Annotated in this window: 20 protein-coding genes and 1 pseudogene; 12 read left to right on the top strand and 9 right to left on the bottom strand. The window is 40.7% G+C overall.

Annotation, left to right across the window (positions count from 1 at the left end; genetic code table 11):
- The first annotated feature begins 70 nt into the window (after nucleotides 1–70).
- From LRC_RS05860 to LRC_RS05850, 3 genes and pseudogenes are all read left to right on the top strand, one after another.
- Nucleotides 71–2190 (top strand): annotated as a pseudogene (locus tag LRC_RS05860) (PBP1A family penicillin-binding protein).
- Between the two features lie 13 nt (nucleotides 2191–2203).
- Nucleotides 2204–2545: a YlbF/YmcA family competence regulator gene (locus LRC_RS05855; RefSeq protein ID WP_014073573.1), complete on the top strand. Its 342-nt coding sequence runs from the start codon at nucleotides 2204–2206 to the stop codon at nucleotides 2543–2545.
- A gap of 83 nt (nucleotides 2546–2628) precedes the next feature.
- Entirely contained in the window at nucleotides 2629–3588 is a 960-nt protein-coding gene (locus LRC_RS05850; RefSeq protein WP_014073572.1) for a 3'-5' exoribonuclease YhaM family protein, read from the top strand.
- Nucleotides 3589–3725: 137 nt separating this feature from the next.
- On the opposite strand, the gene LRC_RS05845 is transcribed toward LRC_RS05850, so the two are convergent.
- The gene (locus LRC_RS05845; protein WP_014073571.1) at nucleotides 3726–5891 is read right to left on the bottom strand and encodes a methyl-accepting chemotaxis protein; all 2166 of its coding nucleotides are present in this window, start codon (nucleotides 5889–5891) and stop codon (nucleotides 3726–3728) included.
- A gap of 613 nt (nucleotides 5892–6504) precedes the next feature.
- On the opposite strand from LRC_RS05845, the gene asd reads away from it, so the two are divergent.
- The 3 genes from asd (at nucleotide 6505) to LRC_RS05830 (ending at nucleotide 9929) form a co-directional block, all read left to right on the top strand.
- On the top strand, nucleotides 6505–7596 hold the full coding sequence (gene asd / locus LRC_RS05840) for an aspartate-semialdehyde dehydrogenase (protein WP_014073570.1): 1092 nt from the start codon (nucleotides 6505–6507) through the stop codon (nucleotides 7594–7596).
- A 178-nt stretch (nucleotides 7597–7774) separates the two neighbouring features.
- Nucleotides 7775–8689: an ABC transporter ATP-binding protein gene (locus LRC_RS05835; RefSeq protein ID WP_014073569.1), complete on the top strand. Its 915-nt coding sequence runs from the start codon at nucleotides 7775–7777 to the stop codon at nucleotides 8687–8689.
- On the top strand, nucleotides 8682–9929 hold the full coding sequence (locus LRC_RS05830) for an ABC transporter permease (protein ID WP_041820000.1): 1248 nt from the start codon (nucleotides 8682–8684) through the stop codon (nucleotides 9927–9929). Before LRC_RS05835 ends, LRC_RS05830 begins: the two co-directional genes overlap by 8 nt.
- A gap of 92 nt (nucleotides 9930–10021) precedes the next feature.
- Here LRC_RS05830 and LRC_RS05825 read toward each other — a convergent pair whose 3' ends face one another.
- The 4 genes from LRC_RS05825 to yidA all read right to left on the bottom strand — a co-directional run bounded on the left by LRC_RS05825 (nucleotide 10022) and on the right by yidA (nucleotide 12800).
- Nucleotides 10022–11038 carry a LacI family DNA-binding transcriptional regulator gene (locus tag LRC_RS05825; RefSeq protein ID WP_014073567.1) on the bottom strand — a complete coding sequence of 339 codons (1017 nt, stop codon included), beginning with the start codon at nucleotides 11036–11038 and terminating at the stop codon, nucleotides 10022–10024.
- Between the two features lie 236 nt (nucleotides 11039–11274).
- The gene (locus LRC_RS10605) at nucleotides 11275–11457 is read right to left on the bottom strand and encodes a hypothetical protein (RefSeq protein ID WP_080876828.1); all 183 of its coding nucleotides are present in this window, start codon (nucleotides 11455–11457) and stop codon (nucleotides 11275–11277) included.
- A gap of 174 nt (nucleotides 11458–11631) precedes the next feature.
- The gene (locus tag LRC_RS10600) at nucleotides 11632–11766 is read right to left on the bottom strand and encodes a DeoR family transcriptional regulator (protein ID WP_080876829.1); all 135 of its coding nucleotides are present in this window, start codon (nucleotides 11764–11766) and stop codon (nucleotides 11632–11634) included.
- Nucleotides 11767–11984: 218 nt separating this feature from the next.
- Nucleotides 11985–12800 carry a sugar-phosphatase gene (gene yidA, locus LRC_RS05815; RefSeq protein WP_014073566.1) on the bottom strand — a complete coding sequence of 272 codons (816 nt, stop codon included), beginning with the start codon at nucleotides 12798–12800 and terminating at the stop codon, nucleotides 11985–11987.
- 131 nt (nucleotides 12801–12931) lie between these two features.
- On the opposite strand from yidA, the gene LRC_RS05810 reads away from it, so the two are divergent.
- Complete coding sequence (locus LRC_RS05810) at nucleotides 12932–13423, top strand: hypothetical protein (RefSeq protein WP_041819998.1); 492 nt, start codon at nucleotides 12932–12934, stop codon at nucleotides 13421–13423.
- Nucleotides 13424–13746: 323 nt separating this feature from the next.
- Here the strand turns inward: LRC_RS05810 and LRC_RS05800 are convergent, their stop codons facing one another.
- The 3 genes from LRC_RS05800 to LRC_RS05790 form a co-directional block, all read right to left on the bottom strand.
- Complete coding sequence (locus LRC_RS05800; RefSeq protein WP_014073565.1) at nucleotides 13747–14643, bottom strand: peptidylprolyl isomerase PrsA; 897 nt, start codon at nucleotides 14641–14643, stop codon at nucleotides 13747–13749.
- A 131-nt stretch (nucleotides 14644–14774) separates the two neighbouring features.
- Entirely contained in the window at nucleotides 14775–15086 is a 312-nt protein-coding gene (locus LRC_RS05795; protein WP_014073564.1) for a hypothetical protein, read from the bottom strand.
- A 5-nt stretch (nucleotides 15087–15091) separates the two neighbouring features.
- Nucleotides 15092–15517 carry an HIT family protein gene (locus LRC_RS05790; protein ID WP_014073563.1) on the bottom strand — a complete coding sequence of 142 codons (426 nt, stop codon included), beginning with the start codon at nucleotides 15515–15517 and terminating at the stop codon, nucleotides 15092–15094.
- A gap of 126 nt (nucleotides 15518–15643) precedes the next feature.
- Here LRC_RS05790 and LRC_RS05785 point away from each other — a divergent pair, with 126 nt between their 5' ends.
- From LRC_RS05785 to trmB, 4 genes are all read left to right on the top strand, one after another.
- Nucleotides 15644–16378, top strand: coding sequence for an ABC transporter ATP-binding protein (locus LRC_RS05785; RefSeq protein ID WP_003698038.1), 735 nt, complete (start codon nucleotides 15644–15646; stop codon nucleotides 16376–16378).
- A 1-nt stretch (nucleotide 16379) separates the two neighbouring features.
- Complete coding sequence (locus tag LRC_RS05780) at nucleotides 16380–17603, top strand: ABC transporter permease (RefSeq protein ID WP_014073562.1); 1224 nt, start codon at nucleotides 16380–16382, stop codon at nucleotides 17601–17603.
- Between the two features lie 50 nt (nucleotides 17604–17653).
- On the top strand, nucleotides 17654–18457 hold the full coding sequence (locus LRC_RS05775) for a phosphotransferase family protein (RefSeq protein WP_014073561.1): 804 nt from the start codon (nucleotides 17654–17656) through the stop codon (nucleotides 18455–18457).
- 63 nt (nucleotides 18458–18520) lie between these two features.
- On the top strand, nucleotides 18521–19159 hold the full coding sequence (trmB, locus tag LRC_RS05770; protein WP_014073560.1) for a tRNA (guanosine(46)-N7)-methyltransferase TrmB: 639 nt from the start codon (nucleotides 18521–18523) through the stop codon (nucleotides 19157–19159).
- Nucleotides 19160–19207: 48 nt separating this feature from the next.
- On the opposite strand, the gene LRC_RS05765 is transcribed toward trmB, so the two are convergent.
- Nucleotides 19208–19528, bottom strand: a complete 321-nt coding sequence (locus LRC_RS05765; protein WP_014073559.1) for a hypothetical protein — start codon at nucleotides 19526–19528, stop codon at nucleotides 19208–19210.
- Nucleotides 19529–19645: 117 nt separating this feature from the next.
- Between LRC_RS05765 and LRC_RS05760 the strand changes: the two genes are divergently transcribed.
- Nucleotides 19646–19966: a thioredoxin family protein gene (locus tag LRC_RS05760; protein WP_014073558.1), complete on the top strand. Its 321-nt coding sequence runs from the start codon at nucleotides 19646–19648 to the stop codon at nucleotides 19964–19966.
- Nucleotides 19967–19969 lie beyond the last annotated feature (3 nt).

The raw sequence follows: 19969 nt of genomic DNA, 5'->3' as shown, positions 1-19969 counted from the left end.
TAAAACTCCTTTTATCAGAGCAAATGTGATAATATTTCTTAAGTATAAAAGAGCATGGAAGAGGATCTGAATGGACAAATCTTTTTTTAAAAAAATAACAGAATCGCTTAAACGGTGTTTGAGTTTGTTTGGAAGCTGGTTTAAGGAAAAATGTCATCGTTACCAAGTGATCAGATGGTTCATCGTGGTATGTTTGAGCATTTTTTTAGCAACAAGCATTTATTTGATTTACGTAGCCAAGACAGCCAACGTCAAGGGCCTCGAGAATGCCTTGGAGAGACCGACGACGATTTATGACAAAGACGGTGACAGGGCAGGATATCTGTATTCTCAAAAAGGGACATGGGTTTCTCTTGACAAGATTTCGCCAAATGTTGCCGATGCGGTTTTGTCAACTGAAGATCGCAATTTTTACCATGAATACGGCTTTTCCATCAAGGGGATGGTGCGCGCGCTATTGCTCAATCTGAAAAATAGGATCATGGGCAGCAGCGATATTGCGGGCGGAGGAAGCACGTTGACGCAACAGCTTGTCAAAAATGCCTTTTTATCGCAAGAGCAAACAATTTCCAGAAAGACCAAGGAAATTTTCATTGCGATGCAGGTTGAAAATACGTACAGCAAAAAGCAGATTTTGGCGATGTATTTAAACAATGCGTATTTTGGAAACGGTGTTTGGGGCATTGAGGATGCGTCAGAAAAATATTTTGGCGTTCATGCTTCGCAGCTGACGGTTCCGCAAGCGGCAACAATTGCCGGAATGCTAAAAAATCCGAACGGAGATATAATCCAAAGAATCACCCGGCAGAATCAAGACAAAGGCGCAACGTTGTCTTGACTTTGATGAAAGACAATGGCAAATTGACTCAGGAGCAGATGAAATCGTATCAAGACAGTCCGATGATTACAAGCGATAATTATCAGTACGATTCAGGGTATCGTTATCCGTATTTCTTCGATGCGGTCATTGACGAAGCAATCAAAAAATATGGTCTTAGCGAAGAAGATATCATGAATCGAGGATATAAGATCTATACAACGCTTGATCAAAACTATCAGTCAACGATGCAAACAGATTTTGCCGACAGTTCGCTTTTTCCTTATGATGCGGATGACGGGACTCGCGCGCAGGGGGCTTCGATTGCCATCGATCCAAAGACAGGCGGCGTAACGGCTTTGGTGGGTGGCAGAAACGACAGTCATGTTTTTCGCGGATACAATCGTGCAACGCAGCTCGTTCGTTCGCCCGGATCGACGATCAAGCCTTTAGCCGTCTATGCTCCGGCTCTTCAGCATGGCTATCATTATGATTCGATGGTTGAAGACAAGTATCAGGCTTATGGTTCCAATAAATACAGTCCCAAGAATGCGACGGGGACGTATCAAGGCAAGATCATGCTTTATCAGGCTTTGGCCGAAAGTAAAAATACGACTGCAGTATGGTTGTTGAATAAAATCGGAGTCTCGGAGGGATATCGTTCAGCCGAAAAATTCGGGTTGAAACTATCAGATTCCGATAAAAATCTGAGCCTTGCTTTGGGCGGATTGGAAAAAGGCGTCTCTCCAATGACGATGGCATCTGCCTACTCTGCATTTGCCAACGGAGGCGTGAAGTATGATGCGCACTTTATACGAAGAATCGTCGATGCTTCCGGAAAAACGATTGTTGACGAAGAAGATGCTGATTCGACCAGAGTGGTTTCGGAAAAAGTCGCCAATGAGATGACAAGCATGATGATTGACGTTTATAAAAACGGAACGGGGGCTTCTGCAAAACCGTACGGCCATACGATTGCAGGAAAAACCGGTTCGACTCAGGGAAACGGAGTTGATCCAACCGCAGCCGATACTGACAGATGGTATATCGGCTATACGCCGGACGTTGTTTTGGCAACTTGGGTCGGGTTTGATTCAAATAAAAATTCGATTGAAAATGCCGGTACCAGAGGCGGCGCAGCGTTGTTCAAGTCGGAAATGGAAGGCATTTTGCCGAAGACGAAGCAAAGTCAATTTAAAGTCAAGGCAGCATCGACCTTGGCATATGAAAATATAAGCAGCAGTTCAAATCTTTGGGATTCGATTAAAAATGCCGGAGCCAACATTAAAAAATCAGGTTCCGGAATTAAGCAAAAGGTCGACTCATGGATTGATGATGGCAAGCAGAAATTACAACAGATTTTCGGAAATTAACGGAGGAATCAGCATGATCAATATTTACGATACGGCCAATCAGATGGAGCAGGATTTAAGAAAGACCAGTCAATACCAGGAGCTTAAGACGGCTTATGAAGCCTTGAAAGCTGATGAGACGGCTTTTAGGTGTTTCAATGAGATTCATTCTTTGCAAGAAGAACTTCAAAAAAAGCAAATGTCTGGACAAAAGCCGACTGAAGACGATTTTAAGAAACTTCAGGATTTAGGCAAAGAAGCAGACGGATATGAGACTTTGCAAACGCTGATGCAAAAGGAGCAGGCTCTGAGCATGATGATGGATGAACTGAGCAAGATTATTTTTCGTCCGATTCAAGAACTTTACAAGGATTAATTACGGAGCGGGACATGGCTTTTTGTCTCGCTCTTGTTTTCGTGTTAAAGTAGTAAGGAACATTCGAATCAGATGGAGGAAATATGACGAAAAAACTATATGACTATGACGTAGGCGAAAATGTTTCTTTGTTTGTTTTGATTAAAACATCGGAAACCAGGATTGCCAAAAACGGTAATAAATTTATTGCAATCAACTTTTCAGATAAATCTGGCGTAATCAGCGCCAAATTTTGGGATGCGTCCGCAAAAGATATTGAACAGTTCAAAGCTGGCAATGTCGTTTATTTGAAGGGAAAGCGCGAAAACTATCAAAATAATCCGCAGATCAAGATTGCTCATCTGCGTTTGGCAAAAGAGGATGAGCCAAAAGATCCGAGGCTTTATGTTCCGGATGCACCGGAGGAAACTCGCAAAATGAAAGAGGAACTGGAAGGGTATTTGGAGAAAATTGAAAACAAAACGTGGCATGACGTGGTCAAGCTGCTTTTTCAAGAAAATTCAGAGCAGTTTTTGTCTTTTCCTGCTGCCAAGTCAAATCACCATGCCTATTCAGGCGGATTAGCCTATCACACGCTTTCAATTTTACGCATGGCAGAAGCCGTTTCCGGAGAATACCCTGAGGTAAATAAATCTTTGCTTTATGCAGGTGCAATTTTGCACGATATGGGCAAGACGTTGGAGCTTTCAGGACCGGTAGCAACGACATACACTCTTGAAGGAAATCTTCTCGGACATATCGTTTTGATTGATGAGCAGATTGTCTTGGCAATGAAAAAACTAGACGTTGATTTGGATTCTGAAGATGCAGTTTTGTTGAGACATATGATTGTTTCACATCACGGTTTGCTTGAGTATGGTTCGCCGGTTAAGCCGCTTTTGCTTGAGGCCGACGTTCTTCATCAGCTTGACAATTTGGACGCGTCGATTCAAATGATCAGAAATTCAGTTTCAAGAACTGAAGGCGGAGCTTTTACTGAAAGGCTTTTTGCAATGGATGGAAGAATGTTCTATCATCCGAAATTCAAAGAAAAAAACGATTAAAATTAAATTGCTGTCCTGATTTCATGATTTTGAAGCGATTAGGATATGCTAAAATGCCCATGACATGGAAAGGGTGATTTCCTGTCACGGGCATTTTTTATTTTATCTTAAAGTCGCTTGGGGGCAGATAAAGTTGTTTATAATTTGAATTTATCTGTTTCTTCTCTGAGAGTTTCCGAAATATCTCGGAGGTCGGAAACGTGTTGCGTAAATTCGTCCATCGTTGCAAGAACTTCTTCCGAGTTTGCTGAAACTTCTTCTGTACCGGCAGCATTTTCCTGGGTCGATGCAGAGATGTTCTCGAGTCCCTCAAGAACTTTATTTTGAACGTTTTCGATATTTCCGCTAGCTTGTTCGACATTGGAGATGCCGTCTGCCATTGATTGATTGCGTTTAAAGACTTCCATAGTTGACTTGATTGCTTTCTGAATGAGTTTGGACTGCTTTTTTCCTCCTTCAAGCGAGGCGTTCGTTTGATCGACCATGCTGCTTGATCGTGCTTGGATATCGGCAATGATTGCTTCAATTTCCTTGGTTGATGCAGCGCTTTGTTCTGCCAGTTTGCGGATTTCTGCGGCAACGACCGAGAATCCTTTGCCTGCTTCACCGGCACTCGCAGCCTCAATTGAAGCATTTAAGGCAAGCAGGTTGGTTTGGCGAGAAATTTCGTTGATGACGTTGATGATTTTGGTAATGTCTTGGACGTTGGCATTCATTTCTTCAACGCTGTGCATCAATTTTTCCATGGCACTCAGTTCTTCTGACCAGCTGCTGTTGACTTTATCCATCGTGTTCATATTTTCCTGATTGATTTCTGAGCTTTGTTTTGCTTCTTCATTCATGTTAATGACGTTTGTGTGAAGCTGATCGATAATTTCTGAAAGTTCTTTCAGTTTTGTTACGTTTTCTTGTGTTTCTTCGGCCTGTGAACTTGTGACGTCAGCAATTCCGGTGATGGTTTGAGATACTTCTTCAGTAGCTTTTCCGGTTTGTTTGGAAAGCTCAAGCAATGAATCGGACATTTGTGCAACGTTTTTGCTTTGCTTTTGAACATTATGAATCAGTTCAACCATTGATTTGACCATCATGTTGTATGCATAGACGATCTGACCGAATTCATTGCCATCCTTTGTTGGAACAAACAATTTTCTGCCGAAGCGCTCTGCTCCTGCAACGTCATTTCCGATATCTTCTGGAACGAGTGAAAGATTTCCTTTAGCACTGGATGCAAAGACGTCGACAAAATATTTTGTGCCGGAACGCAGAGTTTTTTTGATGAATTCTGATAAAACGACGATGATGAGCATGATAACGAATGCTATGATGATAATCCATTTTTCAAGATTATAGCGTTCACGGTACAGATCATTTTGGGCAACGGCTGCTACTGCCCATGCATTGCTGCCTTTTGCTCCCTTATCGTAGTAGACGTCGGCAATTCCGGCGTCGGGAGTCAATAAACATAAGATGTTTCCCGAATTTTCTTCGGCACTGTTGAGGTATTCTGCTTTACCGTTTGAAACTCTGATATAGCCTTGTCTTGTCGGAGCATTTTTAATTGTCTTGAAGACGGAATCGTTTGAAACGTCATTGCCGCGCTTGAATGCATTGATTTCGGTCGGAACTTTTTTATTGATGTCGCGGCTCGTAGTATCTCTTGAGGCCAGGACGCGTGCTGATTTTGAAACAAGTGCGACGCGTCCTGTGTTGCCGACTTTCATTTTTTTAACGACAAATTCGATGTTTTTGTATGTGATTTCAAGACTGACGACGCTTAGCTGATTGCTTTGATTACGAACCGCAATGGCACAGCTCGTAACGTAACGGTCAGTTTGGTCATCGAGGTATGGGCTTGTCCAAATGATTTTACCTTCGTTGTTGACGGCTTTTTTATACCATTCGGTATTTTTGGCATTGGCATAGGTTTCTGATTTTGTCGTGCTTATGGCGTGATTTTTCGAATCCACAAATGTTGCTCCGACGATGTCCTTGTTACTGTTTGCAACAAGCTTTAAGATGCCTCCGATTTGGACTGCGTCAAATTTTGCTCCGTTGAGTATCGTTCCCTTTGCGACCGATTCTAGCGTTGAAGCTGTCTGGTTAGTCAGTTTCAGATTTTCTTTTTGAATGATTCCGACGGAACTTGTCTTGATCGTGTTGTTTCGGGTGATCAAGATATTCGAGAACGTGAGATAGGAGACGGCGAATATAATGAGGATGGGAATGAAACTGCAAAAAATAAGCAGCTTGACTAAAGTATGAGCAATCGATTTGTTTTTGCTCTTTTTTTGAGTATGATTCATGAATAATACTTTCCTTTCAGTTTATTTCATGTTTGATTGGTGTATTAACAACCTACGTCTTACATAATCGGATTAATGATACTTATTTTTAATATCTTCAATTAAATCCAATTTAAACAGGTATATTGCGGTATGTATAATTGTTTTTGGTACAGCTTAAAATATTTAGTAAATTAAAATAGCAAACTTTTGCAGTGATGATTCAAAATGATGCTTGACCTGAAGTCAACTTAATTCAATACCCTTGCATGTAACTGACAGATTTCGGATGACACCATTTTCATGAAGTGTCTGTTTTTGTTCAATCGCGTAAAATGGTTGGAGGAAAATTTAACAATGCGTGCGCACATGGGGATTGTTTTGGGATGAACAGTTCGAATGTTTGGAATGAAAAGTTGATGCTTCAAAAACAAATTCGGTCAAGTGGGACGTCAAAGACTTTGAAGTTCCGATGTGAGTTGCGGACATGGATTTTAAGGGCAATCACAATTGATGCTTGATGTTTGCATTTGTCGGAAAATATCGAAAAAATTCGTCAAATACTTGTATTTCAGCCATTATTCAACTATCATTATGTAAAAGACACTCTGAAAATGTGAAACGGGGTATGATTATGAGTGAAAAGTTAAGAGTAGGTGTCATCGGGGCTACAGGGATGGTAGGACAACGTTATATTTCTTTGTTGGAAGATCATCCGTGGTTTGACGTGACTTGCGTAGCAGCGAGTCCGAGAAGTGCGGGCAAAACTTATGCCGAAGCAGTCAAGGGACGTTGGCGCATGGATAAACCGATTCCTGAAAAAGTTCGAGACCTTGTTGTGCTGAATGCAAATGAAGTTGAAAAGGTTGCTTCGGAAGTAGATTTCGTATTTTCTGCCGTAAGCATGTCAAAAGATGAAATAAAAGAAATTGAAGAAGAATACGCAAAGACCGAAACTCCGGTTGTTTCGAATAACAGCGCTCATCGTTGGACGCCAGACGTTCCGATGATTGTCCCGGAAATTAATCCTGACCATACGGCCGTTATCAAGTACCAACGTGAACGCTTAGGCACAAAGAAGGGTTTTATCGCTGTAAAGCCCAACTGTTCGATTCAAAGTTATGCTCCAGCATTGTCTGCGTGGCTGAAGTTTGAACCTTACGAAGTGATTGCAACGACATATCAGGCAATTTCCGGTGCCGGAAAGACGTTTGCTGATTGGCCTGAAATGGAAGGAAACATCATCCCGTTTATTTCGGGCGAAGAAGAAAAGTCAGAAAAAGAGCCGCTCAGAATTTGGGGACATGTCGATGATGCAAAAAAGGCAATCGTTCCGGCGGAAAGTCCGGTAATTACGACGCAATGTGTCCGTGTTCCTATTCTTTACGGGCATACGGCCGCTGCTTTCGTTAAGTTCAGACAAAATCCTTCGAAAGAAGAATTGGTGCAATCATTGCTTGAATATAAAGGAGTTCCGCAAGAATTGGGACTTCCAAGCGCTCCTAAGCAATTTATCCAGTATATGACGGAAGACGATCGTCCTCAAGTCAAATTGGACGTAAACTTTGAAAAGGGAATGGGAGTTTCAATCGGACGTCTGCGCAAAGATAAGGTGTATGATTGGAAATTCATCGGATTGTCTCATAATACTGCCCGTGGTGCTGCTGGTGGCGCAATTGAGTGTGCTGAGCTTTTAAAAGCACAAGGATATATTACCAAAAAATAACATTAACTATTATCAAAATCTCGCAAGTGTTTTTGTTTTCACTGCGAGATTTTTTGTTTAGCAAGCAATATGTATCAATTACATATTTTTAGTTATGAATCATATACATGATAACATTTTTATTGATGATTATTTTTTTGTATGATAAATTGTATTTTAATAAGAAAGGAGGAAAATCATGTCATTAGAAATCACAAATTTAAACAAGCATTTCGCAGATAAACAGCTAGGACAAAAACATGTTTTAAAAGACGTGACTTTTAATGCGGAAAATGGTCGAATAGTTGGCTTGATAGGGAAAAATGGTTCGGGAAAAACCACGACGTTTCACTGTATTTTAAACTTTATTAAGTATGACGGTCTTATCAGACTTGACGGCAAAGAGATTAACGAAAACACTTATAATCGAATCGGATATCTTCCGGAGGAACGCAGTCTGATGCCAAAATTAACTGTCTATGAGCAAGTGCGTTTTTTGGCCAGACTCAAGGGAATGTCCAATCAAAGCATCAAAGATGAGTTCCCTAAGTGGATGGATCGGCTTGGCGTCGTCGGAAAACCAAATGACAAAATTAAAAGCTTATCAAAAGGAAATCAGCAAAAGGTGCAGCTGATTGCGACTTTGATTCATAAGCCTGACTTTATTATTTTGGATGAACCTTTTAGCGGACTGGATCCGTTGAATACGGATATTTTGAAAAAAGTTATCTTTGATGAGCAAAGGCGGGGTGCAACGATTATTTTTTCAGATCATTCCATGAGCAACGTTTCTGAGTTATGCGATGACGTCGTCATGATCAATGACGGAAGAATCGTTTTGAACGGACCGATTCAGCAGGTCCGCGACAGTTACGGCCTGACAAGAATTATTGTCAGATGCGCGCTTTCGACAGAAGAGCTGCGTGCGGTGCCGCACGTCCTTTCAGCAGACAGACGCAAAGACGGCGGCGTTGAATTGAGAATTGAGGATGAAAAATACGGGTCTGAAATATTTAATTTTATTTCAAAGGGATCATATGTCAGAACGTTTGACCATGAGCCACCGACGCTTGATGAGATTTTTAAAGAGAAGGCCGGTGAAAAAAATGAATAAGATCGTTTTGGTATTTTTGGAAACTTTTAAGCGACAAGTCAAGTCATGGAGTTTTCTTATCATGGTGCTGGCACCGTTTCTCGCCATAGGTCTTGGACTTTTGTTAGGCAAAGTCAGTTCCGATAATGCAGAAGATATGGTAAAAGACGTTACTGAAATTGCCGTTGTTGCGACAAGCAAGAATCTTCAAAAACAATTCGAAAGTCAAACGAACGTCACCATCAGATATGAAAGTCTTGATAAAGCAAAGAAGGCCCTTAATAAAGATAAAATTGCAGGATACGTCAGCGTGTCATTAAAAAAAGGAAGATACGAGGCAAGATATCATGGCAAGGGATCGATTGACGAAACGTCAAAGGCCGGAATCATGAACGTCCTCTCAAGACTTCAGTCATCGCAAAATATCGTTGCGGCGCAATTGAATAACGATCAGCTTCATAAGCTTCAGGTTCAGCCAAATTTTGTTGAAATTAAAAATTCGGCATCAAAACAAAATCAGATTGATAAAAAGCAGCAGGAAAAGTTTGCGAATAAAACTGCCTACATGATTTTGCTATTTGTGATGTATTTTATTTTGATAACCTATTCAACAACGACCGCACAAGAAATCGGTTCCGAAAAGGGGACGAAGATAATGGAAGTTTTATTTTCAAGCATGCCCGCAAAGAACTATTTTTATGGCAAAATGCTTGGATTGACGATTGTTATTGTTTTGCATATCTCAATCTATGCAATCGGCGGCGGAGTGATATACGCTTTGGCTCCAAGACTTTGGGGGGATGAAGCCTTGTTTAAAACGGCATATGAAATGATCAATATCATATTTAAACATCTTATCTCAATCAACTTGGTCTACGTATTGTTGATGATCATCCTTTGTACGGTTTTAGCCGCGCTTTGCGGGGCTTTGGTTGTTCGGATCGAGGATTCAAATAAGGCTGTTCAGCCAGTTATGTACCTGATTATTGCAGGCTTTATAGCTTCAATGGCATTTCAAGGAAAGCCCGAAAGCGTTATTGTTGTCGCTTTATCCTATATTCCCGGCGTTTCAGCGTTTTTTATGCCCCTCAGAATTATTAATGGTACCGTTGGAACGATTGGAATCGGTGTTTCGTTAACACTGTTTTTGGCGACCGTCATCCTTGCAATCGTATGGTGCGCCCGGGTTTATCCAGGACTCATTCTTCAAACGGATGATGAACCGTTATTGAAAAATTTGAAAAAGGCATCGAATAAGTAAAAATTCAGAATTTCAATTTTGAGTTTTTCGACATTCAAAAAGAACACATTAAAAGGCCATCGTAATTTTAGATGACCTTTTTTAATTTGGATTTAATTTATGCTTGAACCGCGTTCAATCAAGCAGGTAGCCAGCGTTGTCATCTGCGGAACGCTGATTTCTTCGTTCAGTCCATCGACCAACATCCTGGCAGCGACCGCACCCATTTCTTCCGTAAAGACTTTTACTGCTGAAAGCGAAGGAAAGGCATATTTTGCAAGTGAAGTATCATTAAATGAAATAAGGCTGACTCTGTCAGGGACGCTGATTTTGTGCTCGTTTAACGATCGCAAGGCACCCAAAGCAATAGCATCATTAGCTGCAAAAAAGGCTTGAGGCAAATTTTCGCCAAGTTCTTCAATAGCCTGGTTCATCATTTCATACCCTGATTCCGGGAGAAATTTTCCGATAAAAACGTATTGGGGATTGTATAGATTAAGTTCTGATAAACGATGCTTAAACTGTTTGAAACGCGGATCGATTAATGAATCTTTTTGATCCGAGGTATGTTCTTCGCCCACAAGCATTCCGATTTTACGTTGTCCGTGTGAAAGAAAATGATCAATGACGGAATCAACGGAGCCTGCAAAATCGGAAAGAACGCAGCTGCATCCGTATTTTAACGTATCGCTGTCAACAAAGATGACGTTATCGTTTGTTTTGATGATATCCTCAATTTGCTCTTCTGAAAACTTGCCGATTGCAATAACTCCGTCCGCACTACCGGCCTTATCCAACGGATCGTCCTGATAGATGCGAGTCACGTCGCATCCCATGAGATGTGCTTTTTTTTCAATTCCGATGCGAATTGCATAATAATAAAGGTCATTGATCTCTTCTTGTTCGGTATACCATTGGATAACCGCAATCGTATGCGTTGGCTCGGATGATTTAGAATTCTTCTTCTTATTTTTTGATTTGTATTTAACGTAATTTAGTTCTTCTGCTACTTGAAAAATCCGGTTGCGCGTTTCAATACTGACGGACATGGTTTCATCATAGTTAAGAACTCTTGAAACGGTTGCGGGGGAAACTTGTGCGCGCTCCGCAATATCTTTGATTGTTGCCATTTCTATCAAACCTCTCGCTATTAATAGATAAATATATTATAACAGAATTCAGTAAAGAATCGCAAATTTTAGTAAAGATAGTATGCTAAGATAAAACAAGACAACCACTCCCGTTTGACTTGAAAGGGGGAATGGTTGCTCAAAAAACTATTCAAACTTTAGATAATATTCAAGCGCTTGGATGCAATGCATCCGCTTAACTTATTTATGCATGAATTCATCGTCCTTTGCACTGATCAGAATTGAGGAGAAACCAACGATGCATAACAAAAAATATTGAACCATAAATAAGTTCGCAAGGACTTGACAGAACTTGCCACGATGGTGGCAGTTTCTCCGCCCATGCTCTGTTCAACGAAAATATTACTCGTAAGCGACAGCGTGATTGCGATAATAAGCAAGGCCACTGCAATTCCCATGGTTATGACTCCGATAGTAAACAATAGCTTTGAGCGTTCCTCCAGTTAGCATAAAATCATAAGCAAAAGGCTAGTAATAAGAATCAATCCTGCATTGATAAGATTAATATTATTTTTCAAAAACCAAAAAATGTTCAGTGCTTTTTTTCTTGTGGAAGGGTTCAGGCTGGCAAGTCAGAAAGTCCTGATCACCAATCCTTTTTCTTCGAGCATCTTTAAATCATTGCGCACGGTTTTGGGGGTTACGTTGAACTTGTTTGCAAATGTTGAAATCTTGATGCTGGGTTGTTCTTTTAACATTTCGAGCATAATTTATGCGTATGTGTGACAATCGCCTGGTATGACGGAAACATTCCAAGATAGTCTTCCGTTAAATTTGACTGAGATATGGGGTCATGGTCAGAGCGATTCGTTATGTGTCAAAATTGAAAAAATGCCGGACAAAATCAGTCGACTTGCGACTTCCTTTGTTTGGCATTTCAATTAATTCAAGAGGAAAACGGGACTTTTTTCGACCTTTAAAAATTTTAAAGCGCCCATTTTTCAATTGCTTCTGCGACTCCGTCATGATCGCAATCGGATGTCACGTGTTGTGCGCATTCTTTCAGTTCATCGATGGCATTTCCCATTGCAATACCGGTTCCGGCAAATTTGACCATGGACAAATCGTTGCCTTGATCTCCAATTGCCATGACGTTTGCCTGTGTCAGTCCAAGCTTGTCAATCAGAATCTGTAAAGCGCTGCCCTTGTCCGTGCCTTTCGGGTTCGCTTCATAATACATCGGAGTGCTTCTCGTAAAGGTGATCCGGTCACTAAGTTGATTGAAGAGTTCTTCGTGTTTAACAGCTTCTTCAATTCTTTCTGGATCGTCAATGTACATTGCTTTGATCAGCGTTTCGTCGCGTAATTCGTCCGGCAAACGGAAACAAACTGGAATATTGACCAGATAGCCCTCAACAATCGTGTATTTTCCAAGATCTCGATCGGACGTAAAAAGCCTTTCTGATGATTCGACATGAAAATGCAGTCCAAGTTTTGTCGCAATGTTTTGCAAGTCAAGGTAATCATCATATGAAAGCGATCGTGCGGAGATAATCCTGCCTGAAGTCGTTTCGACTACGCCTCCCCCAAAAGAGATGACGTATTGATCGTTTCTGTCATCCAAATCAAGCTGTTTAAGAAAAGGTCGAATTCCTGAGATTGGGCGACCGCTTGTTAAAACAACTTTGATGCCTTTTTTGGAAGCACTTTTAATTGCGTTTTTAACGGTATCCGTTAATTGATGATTCGAATTCAATAATGTTGCATCGATGTCAATTGCGATAATTTTAATAGCCGACATGAAAATCCTCCAAATTTAATTTTGTTATCTTTATTTTAACATATGGCAAAATAATTTAAGCCAAAGAATTGATAGCTGAAGTTAAAAGGTTTAAGATATGCTTAAAGATATAGGCGAAAGAAGGGGTTCCCATGGATGACAAGGTTAGAAAGCTGATTGATGAGACAAATGACAGGCTTCGAATGCTAAATAAACAAGAAGATGATTACCCGGCTTGGATTGTCGATTATGATTTTTTGGAACGTGGGTTAATCCAAGGGAATAAATGGTATGGTGCGGAAAACGAGGAGCAAAAGAAGGCTTTGAAGGATGATACCTGGGCATACGGAGTTTTGACGGGTAGCATTAAAGATAATAACGATGAACTGAATGCTTTGAAACAATTGGATAAAAGGACGCTTTTCATCGTATTTTTTGATTATGTGTTCAGCTCTGAGGACGACGAGGCACTGAATTTTGATACGGTAATGCCGCTTAAGAAAATGAGAGAACTTGAAAGCATGGGCTTTGGCACGGCGCGAGAAGCAGCAATCCATGAATTTTTCAAATCCTTGCCGCAAGATTACCAGTTGGTTAACATGCCTTATTTTACGATCAGATGGACGTTTGATTATCGTGGGTGATTTAGATGATAAGCTCTCTTTAATTATGTCCAGCCGGAAAGAGGCTGGGAAAAAACTTTGTCTCAAATCGAAAAACCGGATGATTTGCAATCAATTGGAAATCTGATCCGGCTTTTTCGCATACAGGACGATTGCCTTCCATGATGGAAATAACCAAAAATAGTGTGGCGATACATTTGATTGGGAGCTTGGCGCGCTGATTTAGCAAGCACTGCATTTAAAAAAGCCGGACGAAGTCAGTCACAACTCGACCGCCTTCGTTCGGCTTTTCGTTTAATTCAAGCAAGAAACGGGACTTTTTCCCAGACCCTTTTAAATCATGCTTATTTTGAGCTTGAAGAAGATGATGATGAAACATAGTCGGACAAGACGTCTTTCAAGTCGTTGTCCTTGATGGAAACATTACCATTCTTGAACTCTTTTGACAAAATCTTTTGCATGTACGAAGAATCGCTTGCCTTGGCATTGATGATTTGATCTTTAAGTTCCTTCTTGTGATCGGACATCTTGCCCTTTCCAGGGTTCTTCACGGAATAAATGATGTGATAGCCATAAGACGTCTTGACCGGTTCCGTTGTAAACGTGCCTTGCTTAAGCTTGAAAGCAGCTTTCTTGAACGTTGAATCAAGCGAGGTATCCGTATTGTCAAATGCGGACAGCTTGCCGCCGTTGCTCTTTGTTCCCGTGTCGGTCGACTTTTCTTTGGCAAGTTTTGCAAAATTCTTGTACGAGCCGTCCTTCTTTAATTCATTGATGATGGCTTCTGCATCGGACTTTTTAGCAACAAGGATATGTGCAACCGTAATCTTTGGTTCATATTCCTTCCACTGCGTTTTAAGCATCTTGTCAGTAATCTTTGTGTTGGCTACGAGAGCTTCATGCAAAAGCAGCGAAGAGCGAATGTTCTTCTTGAATGAAGATTTCGTATAATTATTCTGTGCAAGAACGGTTGAAAATGAAGAGCCGTATTGCTTCTTGTACTTGTTGTATTCAGCATCAACTTTTTTGTCCGTAACCTTGTCGCCGTATTCCTTGTCCAGGACTTTGTTTAAAATCATTTCCTGGAGCACTTGCTTGCCGGATGAAGTCTTCTTCAAACTGCTGTAGTACTCACTTTCTGTAATCTTACCGCCAGACGTAGTAGCGACGGTCTTAGAACCACAGGCTGCTAACGAGAGAGTCATTAAGACGCTGGCAGCAGCGACAAACCATTTCTTCATGTTAAATAACACATCCATTTCGTAAAAATTGCTTGTAAAACAAGCTTAACACGTACTACTATACCACACTATGGGTAATAATAAAGAAGCGATTTAGAAAATTTAATAATTCATAAAAAATAATTGGGAAATCAATTTTGGGAATCAAGCGAAGAAATGTTTTGACCCAACTTTTTTGTAAGCGGATTGATCTCTTCTTCAAATTTCTCAAAACTTTCCGTTAACTCGGACAAGACGACGCCTGAATCGGATAGGGCGTTCATGAAAGCGTCCGTTTTTTGTTTTACGCGGCTGGCGCTTTGACTCCAGCTATTGACGGACGAAACCAATTCATCGAATTTTTGCGTTCGACTAACCACGGAATTTAAAATTTCTTTTCGCTTAGCAAAGGCAATCGTTCCCAAAATGCAAGCACCGATCAATTTGCAGGTTGTTTTTTTCATTGAGATCACCCCAAATGCTGCCTGATGTTTTCTGCAATCTTCTTCAAATCCTCATTATCGTAGCTGTCAGAGTTGTCTTTAAAGGACATGCTGAAACCGTCTCTTTGCGTATAGCGCGGAATCAGGTGAACATGCGAATGGAAAACGGATTGATATGCGATCTCACCGTTATTGTTGACGATGTTTAAGCCTTTGATTTCAGGATCGCTTTCTTTAACGGCACGAGCAATCATCGGAATTTTTGCAAAAACGTCTTTTGCAAGTTCTTCGTCATATTCAAAAATGTCTTTGACATGCTTTTTGGGAACTACCAAAACGTGTCCCTTGGTTGCTTGCGAGATATCCAAAAATGCTTTGACGTTGTTGTCTTCATAAACCGTAATGCTTGGGATTTCTCCCTTGATGATTTTGCAAAAAATGCAGTTGTCCATTTAAATACCTTCTTTCGAGATTACATAACCATATTATAACATGTTAAATATTTTCCACCAATTGGGATATTGGCTTAAAATTTTGATATAATCGTGAGTAGCTAGATATTGAAAGGATTCGATAATATGATTTTAACGGTTGATGGACTGACCGGGGGATATTCTGCCGTCCCTGTTTTAAAAAAATTGTCGTTTACGGTCGACCAGGGTGAGCTGGTCGGCTTGATCGGATTGAACGGGGCCGGCAAGTCGACGACGATTAAGCACGTTATCGGCTTGCTTAAGCCTAAGAAGGGCAAAATTACGCTCAATGATTGTTCCCTTTTGGACAATCCGGCAAAATACAAGCAGCAATTTGCATATGTTCCGGAAACACCCGTGCTTTATGAAGAACTTACTTTAAAAGAGCATCTTGAAATGACGATTATGGCATACGGGCTTGAACGAAAAAAGGCCATGAAAAAAGCTTCGGAACTTTTAAAAATCTTTAGGCTGGAAAACAAATTGGACTGGTTCCCGGCCAATTTTTCGAAGGGAATGAAACAAAAGGTGATGATCGTCTGCGCATTCATGACGGACGCAAAGCTTTTCATCATCGATGAGCCTTTTCTCGGACTCGATCCTTTGGCGACAAGAGATTTGCTGAATCTGATTGAAAAGGTCAAGGAAGAAGGCGCCGGTGTTTTAATGTCGACGCATGTTTTGAGCACGGCGGAAAAATACTGCGATCGTTTCGTCATGATCGATCACGGAAAACTTCAAGCATCCGGAACTTTGGAAGAATTAAAACAAAACTATGGCCGAGAAGATGCGACTCTTTCTGATGTCTATCTTGGAATGGCCGACCTGGAAGGTGAATAAGATGGATGGACTCTATAGAAAACGTCAAAGTGACTATTTTAAGCAAATATTCAAGTATTTGCGTTATGTCTTGAATGATTTTTTCGTTTTATCGGTTTTGTTCGCATTGGGCGGTCTTGGATTGGCATATTCTGATTATGTCAAAAGCTTGAGTCATCCGAGCAATCTTTGGTATTCCAAACCGCTGTTGGTTTTAATTGCCATCTTTTTGCTGCAGATTGGCAAACCGAAGACGCTTCTGAAAAAAGCAGATGCGGTTTTTTTGCTCGCCAAAGAATCAGAAATGGGACAATACCTCAAAAGAAGTTTTTTTTCATCTTATCTGAGCGGTGCTGCCATTGTTTTCGTAGGGGGCTTGGTGCTCGTCCCGTTCATGCTCTTTGCCTGTAACGTTCCAAAGTCAGACGTGTGTTTGATCATTTTTTTGATGCTTACAAGCAAGACGTTCGTGCTTCTTGCTGAATTTGCGGAATTTTACGATGAAAAATTTTCTTCGTTGTTATTTGAACTGATTTTCAGAGTTTTATTGCCGGTTTTGGCATTATTGCTTGCGATTTTTTTAAATGCAGCGCTCAGCCTCTGTTTGATGTTAGGTGCAATTTTCTTTTTGATTCAAAACATCAGGCAAAGCGCTCATCAAAAAATGTTCAGATGGAATTTCGCAATTGAAAAAGAAACCGCCAGGATGATGGAACTTTATCGTTTTTTCAATCTTTTTTGCGACGTGCCGTATGTGGTTGCCAAGGCTAAGAGAAGGCGTTTTTTGGATGCTTTTTTGCCAAAACCGAATCCTGAAAATCCGTACAGATATCTGTATGTCAGATGTTTGGCCAGATCAGGCGAATACAGCAGTTTGTTGATACGGCTGCTTGTTTTGGGAAGCGTAGTTTTAGCATTTCTGGATACGTATTTGTCTCTGTTGATAGCAGCGGTTTTCTTGTACATGCTGGGATTTCAGCTGATACCTTTGGCAACCAATTACGATGAAATTGTTTTCATGCATATCTATCCGCAGGGATTTGAGAAAAAGATAAACGATTTCAGATGGGTCTTGAGAACGGTTATGCTTTTTGCCGCCTTCATCTTCGCCATCTTTTGTCTGATTGGTACCAGACAGCCTCTGATGGCTTTAGAGGCATTAGCAATCATGCTTGTTGAAACTTTCTTTGTCACCGGAAACTATCTTGAAAAGAAGCTTAGCATCAACTTGACATATAGGAATTAATTGGGTAAAATACCACTAGTTATCGATATTTTCGAAAAGGAGAGCCTGCGTTGAACCTTAATTTGGAGAATGGTTGGCAAGTTCTTCCGATTGATGGCGACACTGGCACGGCCTATATGGGCATCAACAAAGATGAGCGTGTTTTTTTGAAACGAAATTCGTCTCCCTTTTTAGCAGCGCTTTCGATTGAGCACATCGTTCCGCGACTGATTTGGACCAAGACGATGGTCTCGGGAGATACTCTGACTGCTCAAGAATGGATGAATGGTCGTTGCCTTGCAAAAGATGAAATGTGTTCTGAAGAGGTTACGTCATTATTGTATCGCGTGCATCATTCGGAATTACTGAAGAAGATGTTGCTGCAGATAGGCGGACAGATAGTTACGCCGTACGAGCTGCTGAATCGTTATTTCAGAGGATTGGATTCCGATTTGAGACGACATCCGCTTTTGAAGAGTGTTGCCAATCAGTTGAGGGCATGTCAACCTAAACTTGAACGCTCGAATTACGAAGTATGTCATGGCGATTTGAATCATAAGAACTGGCTGATGTCCGACTCTGAAAAACTGTATCTCGTAGACTGGGAGTCGGCGATTATTGCAGATCCTGCGATGGATATCAGTATGTTAATGTGTCAATATGTCCCGCGCAATAGCTGGTATCAGTGGTTAAATCAATACGCAAAGGGAAATCTTACGGAAGATTTGTGTGAGCGCGTTGAATGGTATGCAAAACTCTACCTGCTGCTGAATATCAAGAATAGCCGAATGCGTGGTCGTTTCCATGAAATGAACCAAGACATTGTAAAGCTTAATGAGTTTTCAAATAAGAAATTATCTAATGGCAAGGGATAAAAGGATGGCCTTTTATCCCTTGCTTATTGAATGTAACTATGTATCTGGAGGAAGAAAGAAGATATGAGGTTAAGAAACAAACCTTGGGCTAAGCCGCTGATAGATGCCAATCCTCAATATGTCGTGACGGAACCGGAAAAATTTGCCGGAAAATGGCAGGAACGTTTTGAAAAAGAGCAGCCGATTTTTGTTGAAGTTGGAACGGGCAAGGGGCGTTTCATCGTCGAAATGGCTGAAAAATATCCTGACAGAAATTTTATCGGCCTTGAAATGCAGACCGTTGCAGTCGGTATTGCTCTTAAAAAGCAGATTGATGCCAAGCTTCCTAATTTACAGCTTGTTTGCGCAAACGGAAGCGGTTTGACTGAATTTTTCAATGAAGGTGAGGTTTCCGGAATTTATCTTAATTTTTCCGATCCTTGGCCCAAAAAACGCAATGAGAAACGTCGTTTGACATATAAAACGTTCCTTGAATCATACGAGAATGTTTTGAATGGAGATGGAAGAATCGAATTCAAGACGGATAATCGCGGACTGTTCGAATATTCTCTTTGCAGCATGAATGAATTTGGAATGCATTTTGATGGCGTTTGGCTTGATTTGCATGACTCTGAAGAAGCAAAAGAAAACGTCATGACCGAATATGAAGAAAAATTTAGTCAAAAAGGTCAACCTATTTATAAGCTGACGGCGCATTTCTGATAAAAAAGCCGGGAAACCTCGGCTTTAGTGCAATGTCGTTCAATCATTTTAAAATTGATCGGTTCGACAGATTTTTAAAATGCTGCCTGTTTTAGAGTCGACCCAAAATTCGTAGCATGCAAGCCTGGCATTTTCTTTCTTTAGGATACCGCCGTGATAAGCGTCATGTGTCAATGCAAATTTTTTAAATGGGACGGTTTTATGTTCGATCCAGCCGTCATAGAAGCCCTTATCTTTTTTCAGTTCTTTCTTGATGTCAAAAAGGACTTTTCTTGGCGACAGCCTGGCATGTTTTTCAATCGTTTTGGTAAATAGGTTTGCGACGATAAATCCTGACGCTGCTAAAAGTAGGATGTTTTCTTTTTTCAATTTGTTGCCTCCTGAAGCATTTCCTAGATTATAACATAGTTCAGCAAGCAAAGATGGTGTATTTTTTTAAGCGATGCGTTATAATTGTTGCATCAACCGATATGGAGGGTATTGAATATGGAAAAACTGGCAAAAATGACAAAGACGGAATTTGAACAAAAGCATGATAACGGAAAGTATGTGTTGTTTTTTACGGCAGACTGGTGCCCGGACTGTCAATTTATCAAGCCTGCAATGCCGGAAATTGAAGCAGAATTTTCTGATTTCAAGTTCTTGTTGGTCGATCGTGACGAAAACATTGATTTTTGTCAAGAGATGTTCGTCATGGGAATTCCGAGTTTTATTGTCTATGTTGACGGTAAAGAAAAAGATCGATTCGTCAACAAGGATCGCAAGACAAAAGAAGAGGTCGAAGCATTTCTAAATAATGTTGAATAGTTC

This window comes from Ligilactobacillus ruminis ATCC 27782, from assembly GCF_000224985.1.
Lineage (GTDB): Bacteria > Bacillota > Bacilli > Lactobacillales > Lactobacillaceae > Ligilactobacillus > Ligilactobacillus ruminis.
Note: the sequence above shows the minus strand (reverse complement) of the source record. Positions and strands in the feature narration are given on the sequence as shown.

Bases quoted from the DNA above. Each gene is read 5' to 3' on its own strand.
- LRC_RS10600 (WP_080876829.1), bottom strand. From the start codon at position 11,766: ATGCTCGAAATGTTAAAAGAACAACCCAGCATCAAGATTTCAACATTT.
- LRC_RS05780 (WP_014073562.1), top strand. From the start codon at position 16,380: ATGGATGGACTCTATAGAAAACGTCAAAGTGACTATTTTAAGCAAATA.
- LRC_RS05845 (WP_014073571.1), bottom strand. From the start codon at position 5,891: ATGAATCATACTCAAAAAAAGAGCAAAAACAAATCGATTGCTCATACT.
- LRC_RS05855 (WP_014073573.1), top strand. From the start codon at position 2,204: ATGATCAATATTTACGATACGGCCAATCAGATGGAGCAGGATTTAAGA.
- LRC_RS05790 (WP_014073563.1), bottom strand. From the start codon at position 15,517: ATGGACAACTGCATTTTTTGCAAAATCATCAAGGGAGAAATCCCAAGC.
- LRC_RS05800 (WP_014073565.1), bottom strand. From the start codon at position 14,643: ATGAAGAAATGGTTTGTCGCTGCTGCCAGCGTCTTAATGACTCTCTCG.
- LRC_RS05760 (WP_014073558.1), top strand. From the start codon at position 19,646: ATGGAAAAACTGGCAAAAATGACAAAGACGGAATTTGAACAAAAGCAT.
- LRC_RS05785 (WP_003698038.1), top strand. From the start codon at position 15,644: ATGATTTTAACGGTTGATGGACTGACCGGGGGATATTCTGCCGTCCCT.
- yidA (WP_014073566.1), bottom strand. From the start codon at position 12,800: ATGTCGGCTATTAAAATTATCGCAATTGACATCGATGCAACATTATTG.
- LRC_RS05825 (WP_014073567.1), bottom strand. From the start codon at position 11,038: ATGGCAACAATCAAAGATATTGCGGAGCGCGCACAAGTTTCCCCCGCA.
- LRC_RS05795 (WP_014073564.1), bottom strand. From the start codon at position 15,086: ATGAAAAAAACAACCTGCAAATTGATCGGTGCTTGCATTTTGGGAACG.
- LRC_RS05830 (WP_041820000.1), top strand. From the start codon at position 8,682: ATGAATAAGATCGTTTTGGTATTTTTGGAAACTTTTAAGCGACAAGTC.
- LRC_RS10605 (WP_080876828.1), bottom strand. From the start codon at position 11,457: ATGGGAATTGCAGTGGCCTTGCTTATTATCGCAATCACGCTGTCGCTT.
- LRC_RS05850 (WP_014073572.1), top strand. From the start codon at position 2,629: ATGACGAAAAAACTATATGACTATGACGTAGGCGAAAATGTTTCTTTG.
- asd (WP_014073570.1), top strand. From the start codon at position 6,505: ATGAGTGAAAAGTTAAGAGTAGGTGTCATCGGGGCTACAGGGATGGTA.
- LRC_RS05810 (WP_041819998.1), top strand. From the start codon at position 12,932: ATGGATGACAAGGTTAGAAAGCTGATTGATGAGACAAATGACAGGCTT.
- trmB (WP_014073560.1), top strand. From the start codon at position 18,521: ATGAGGTTAAGAAACAAACCTTGGGCTAAGCCGCTGATAGATGCCAAT.
- LRC_RS05835 (WP_014073569.1), top strand. From the start codon at position 7,775: ATGTCATTAGAAATCACAAATTTAAACAAGCATTTCGCAGATAAACAG.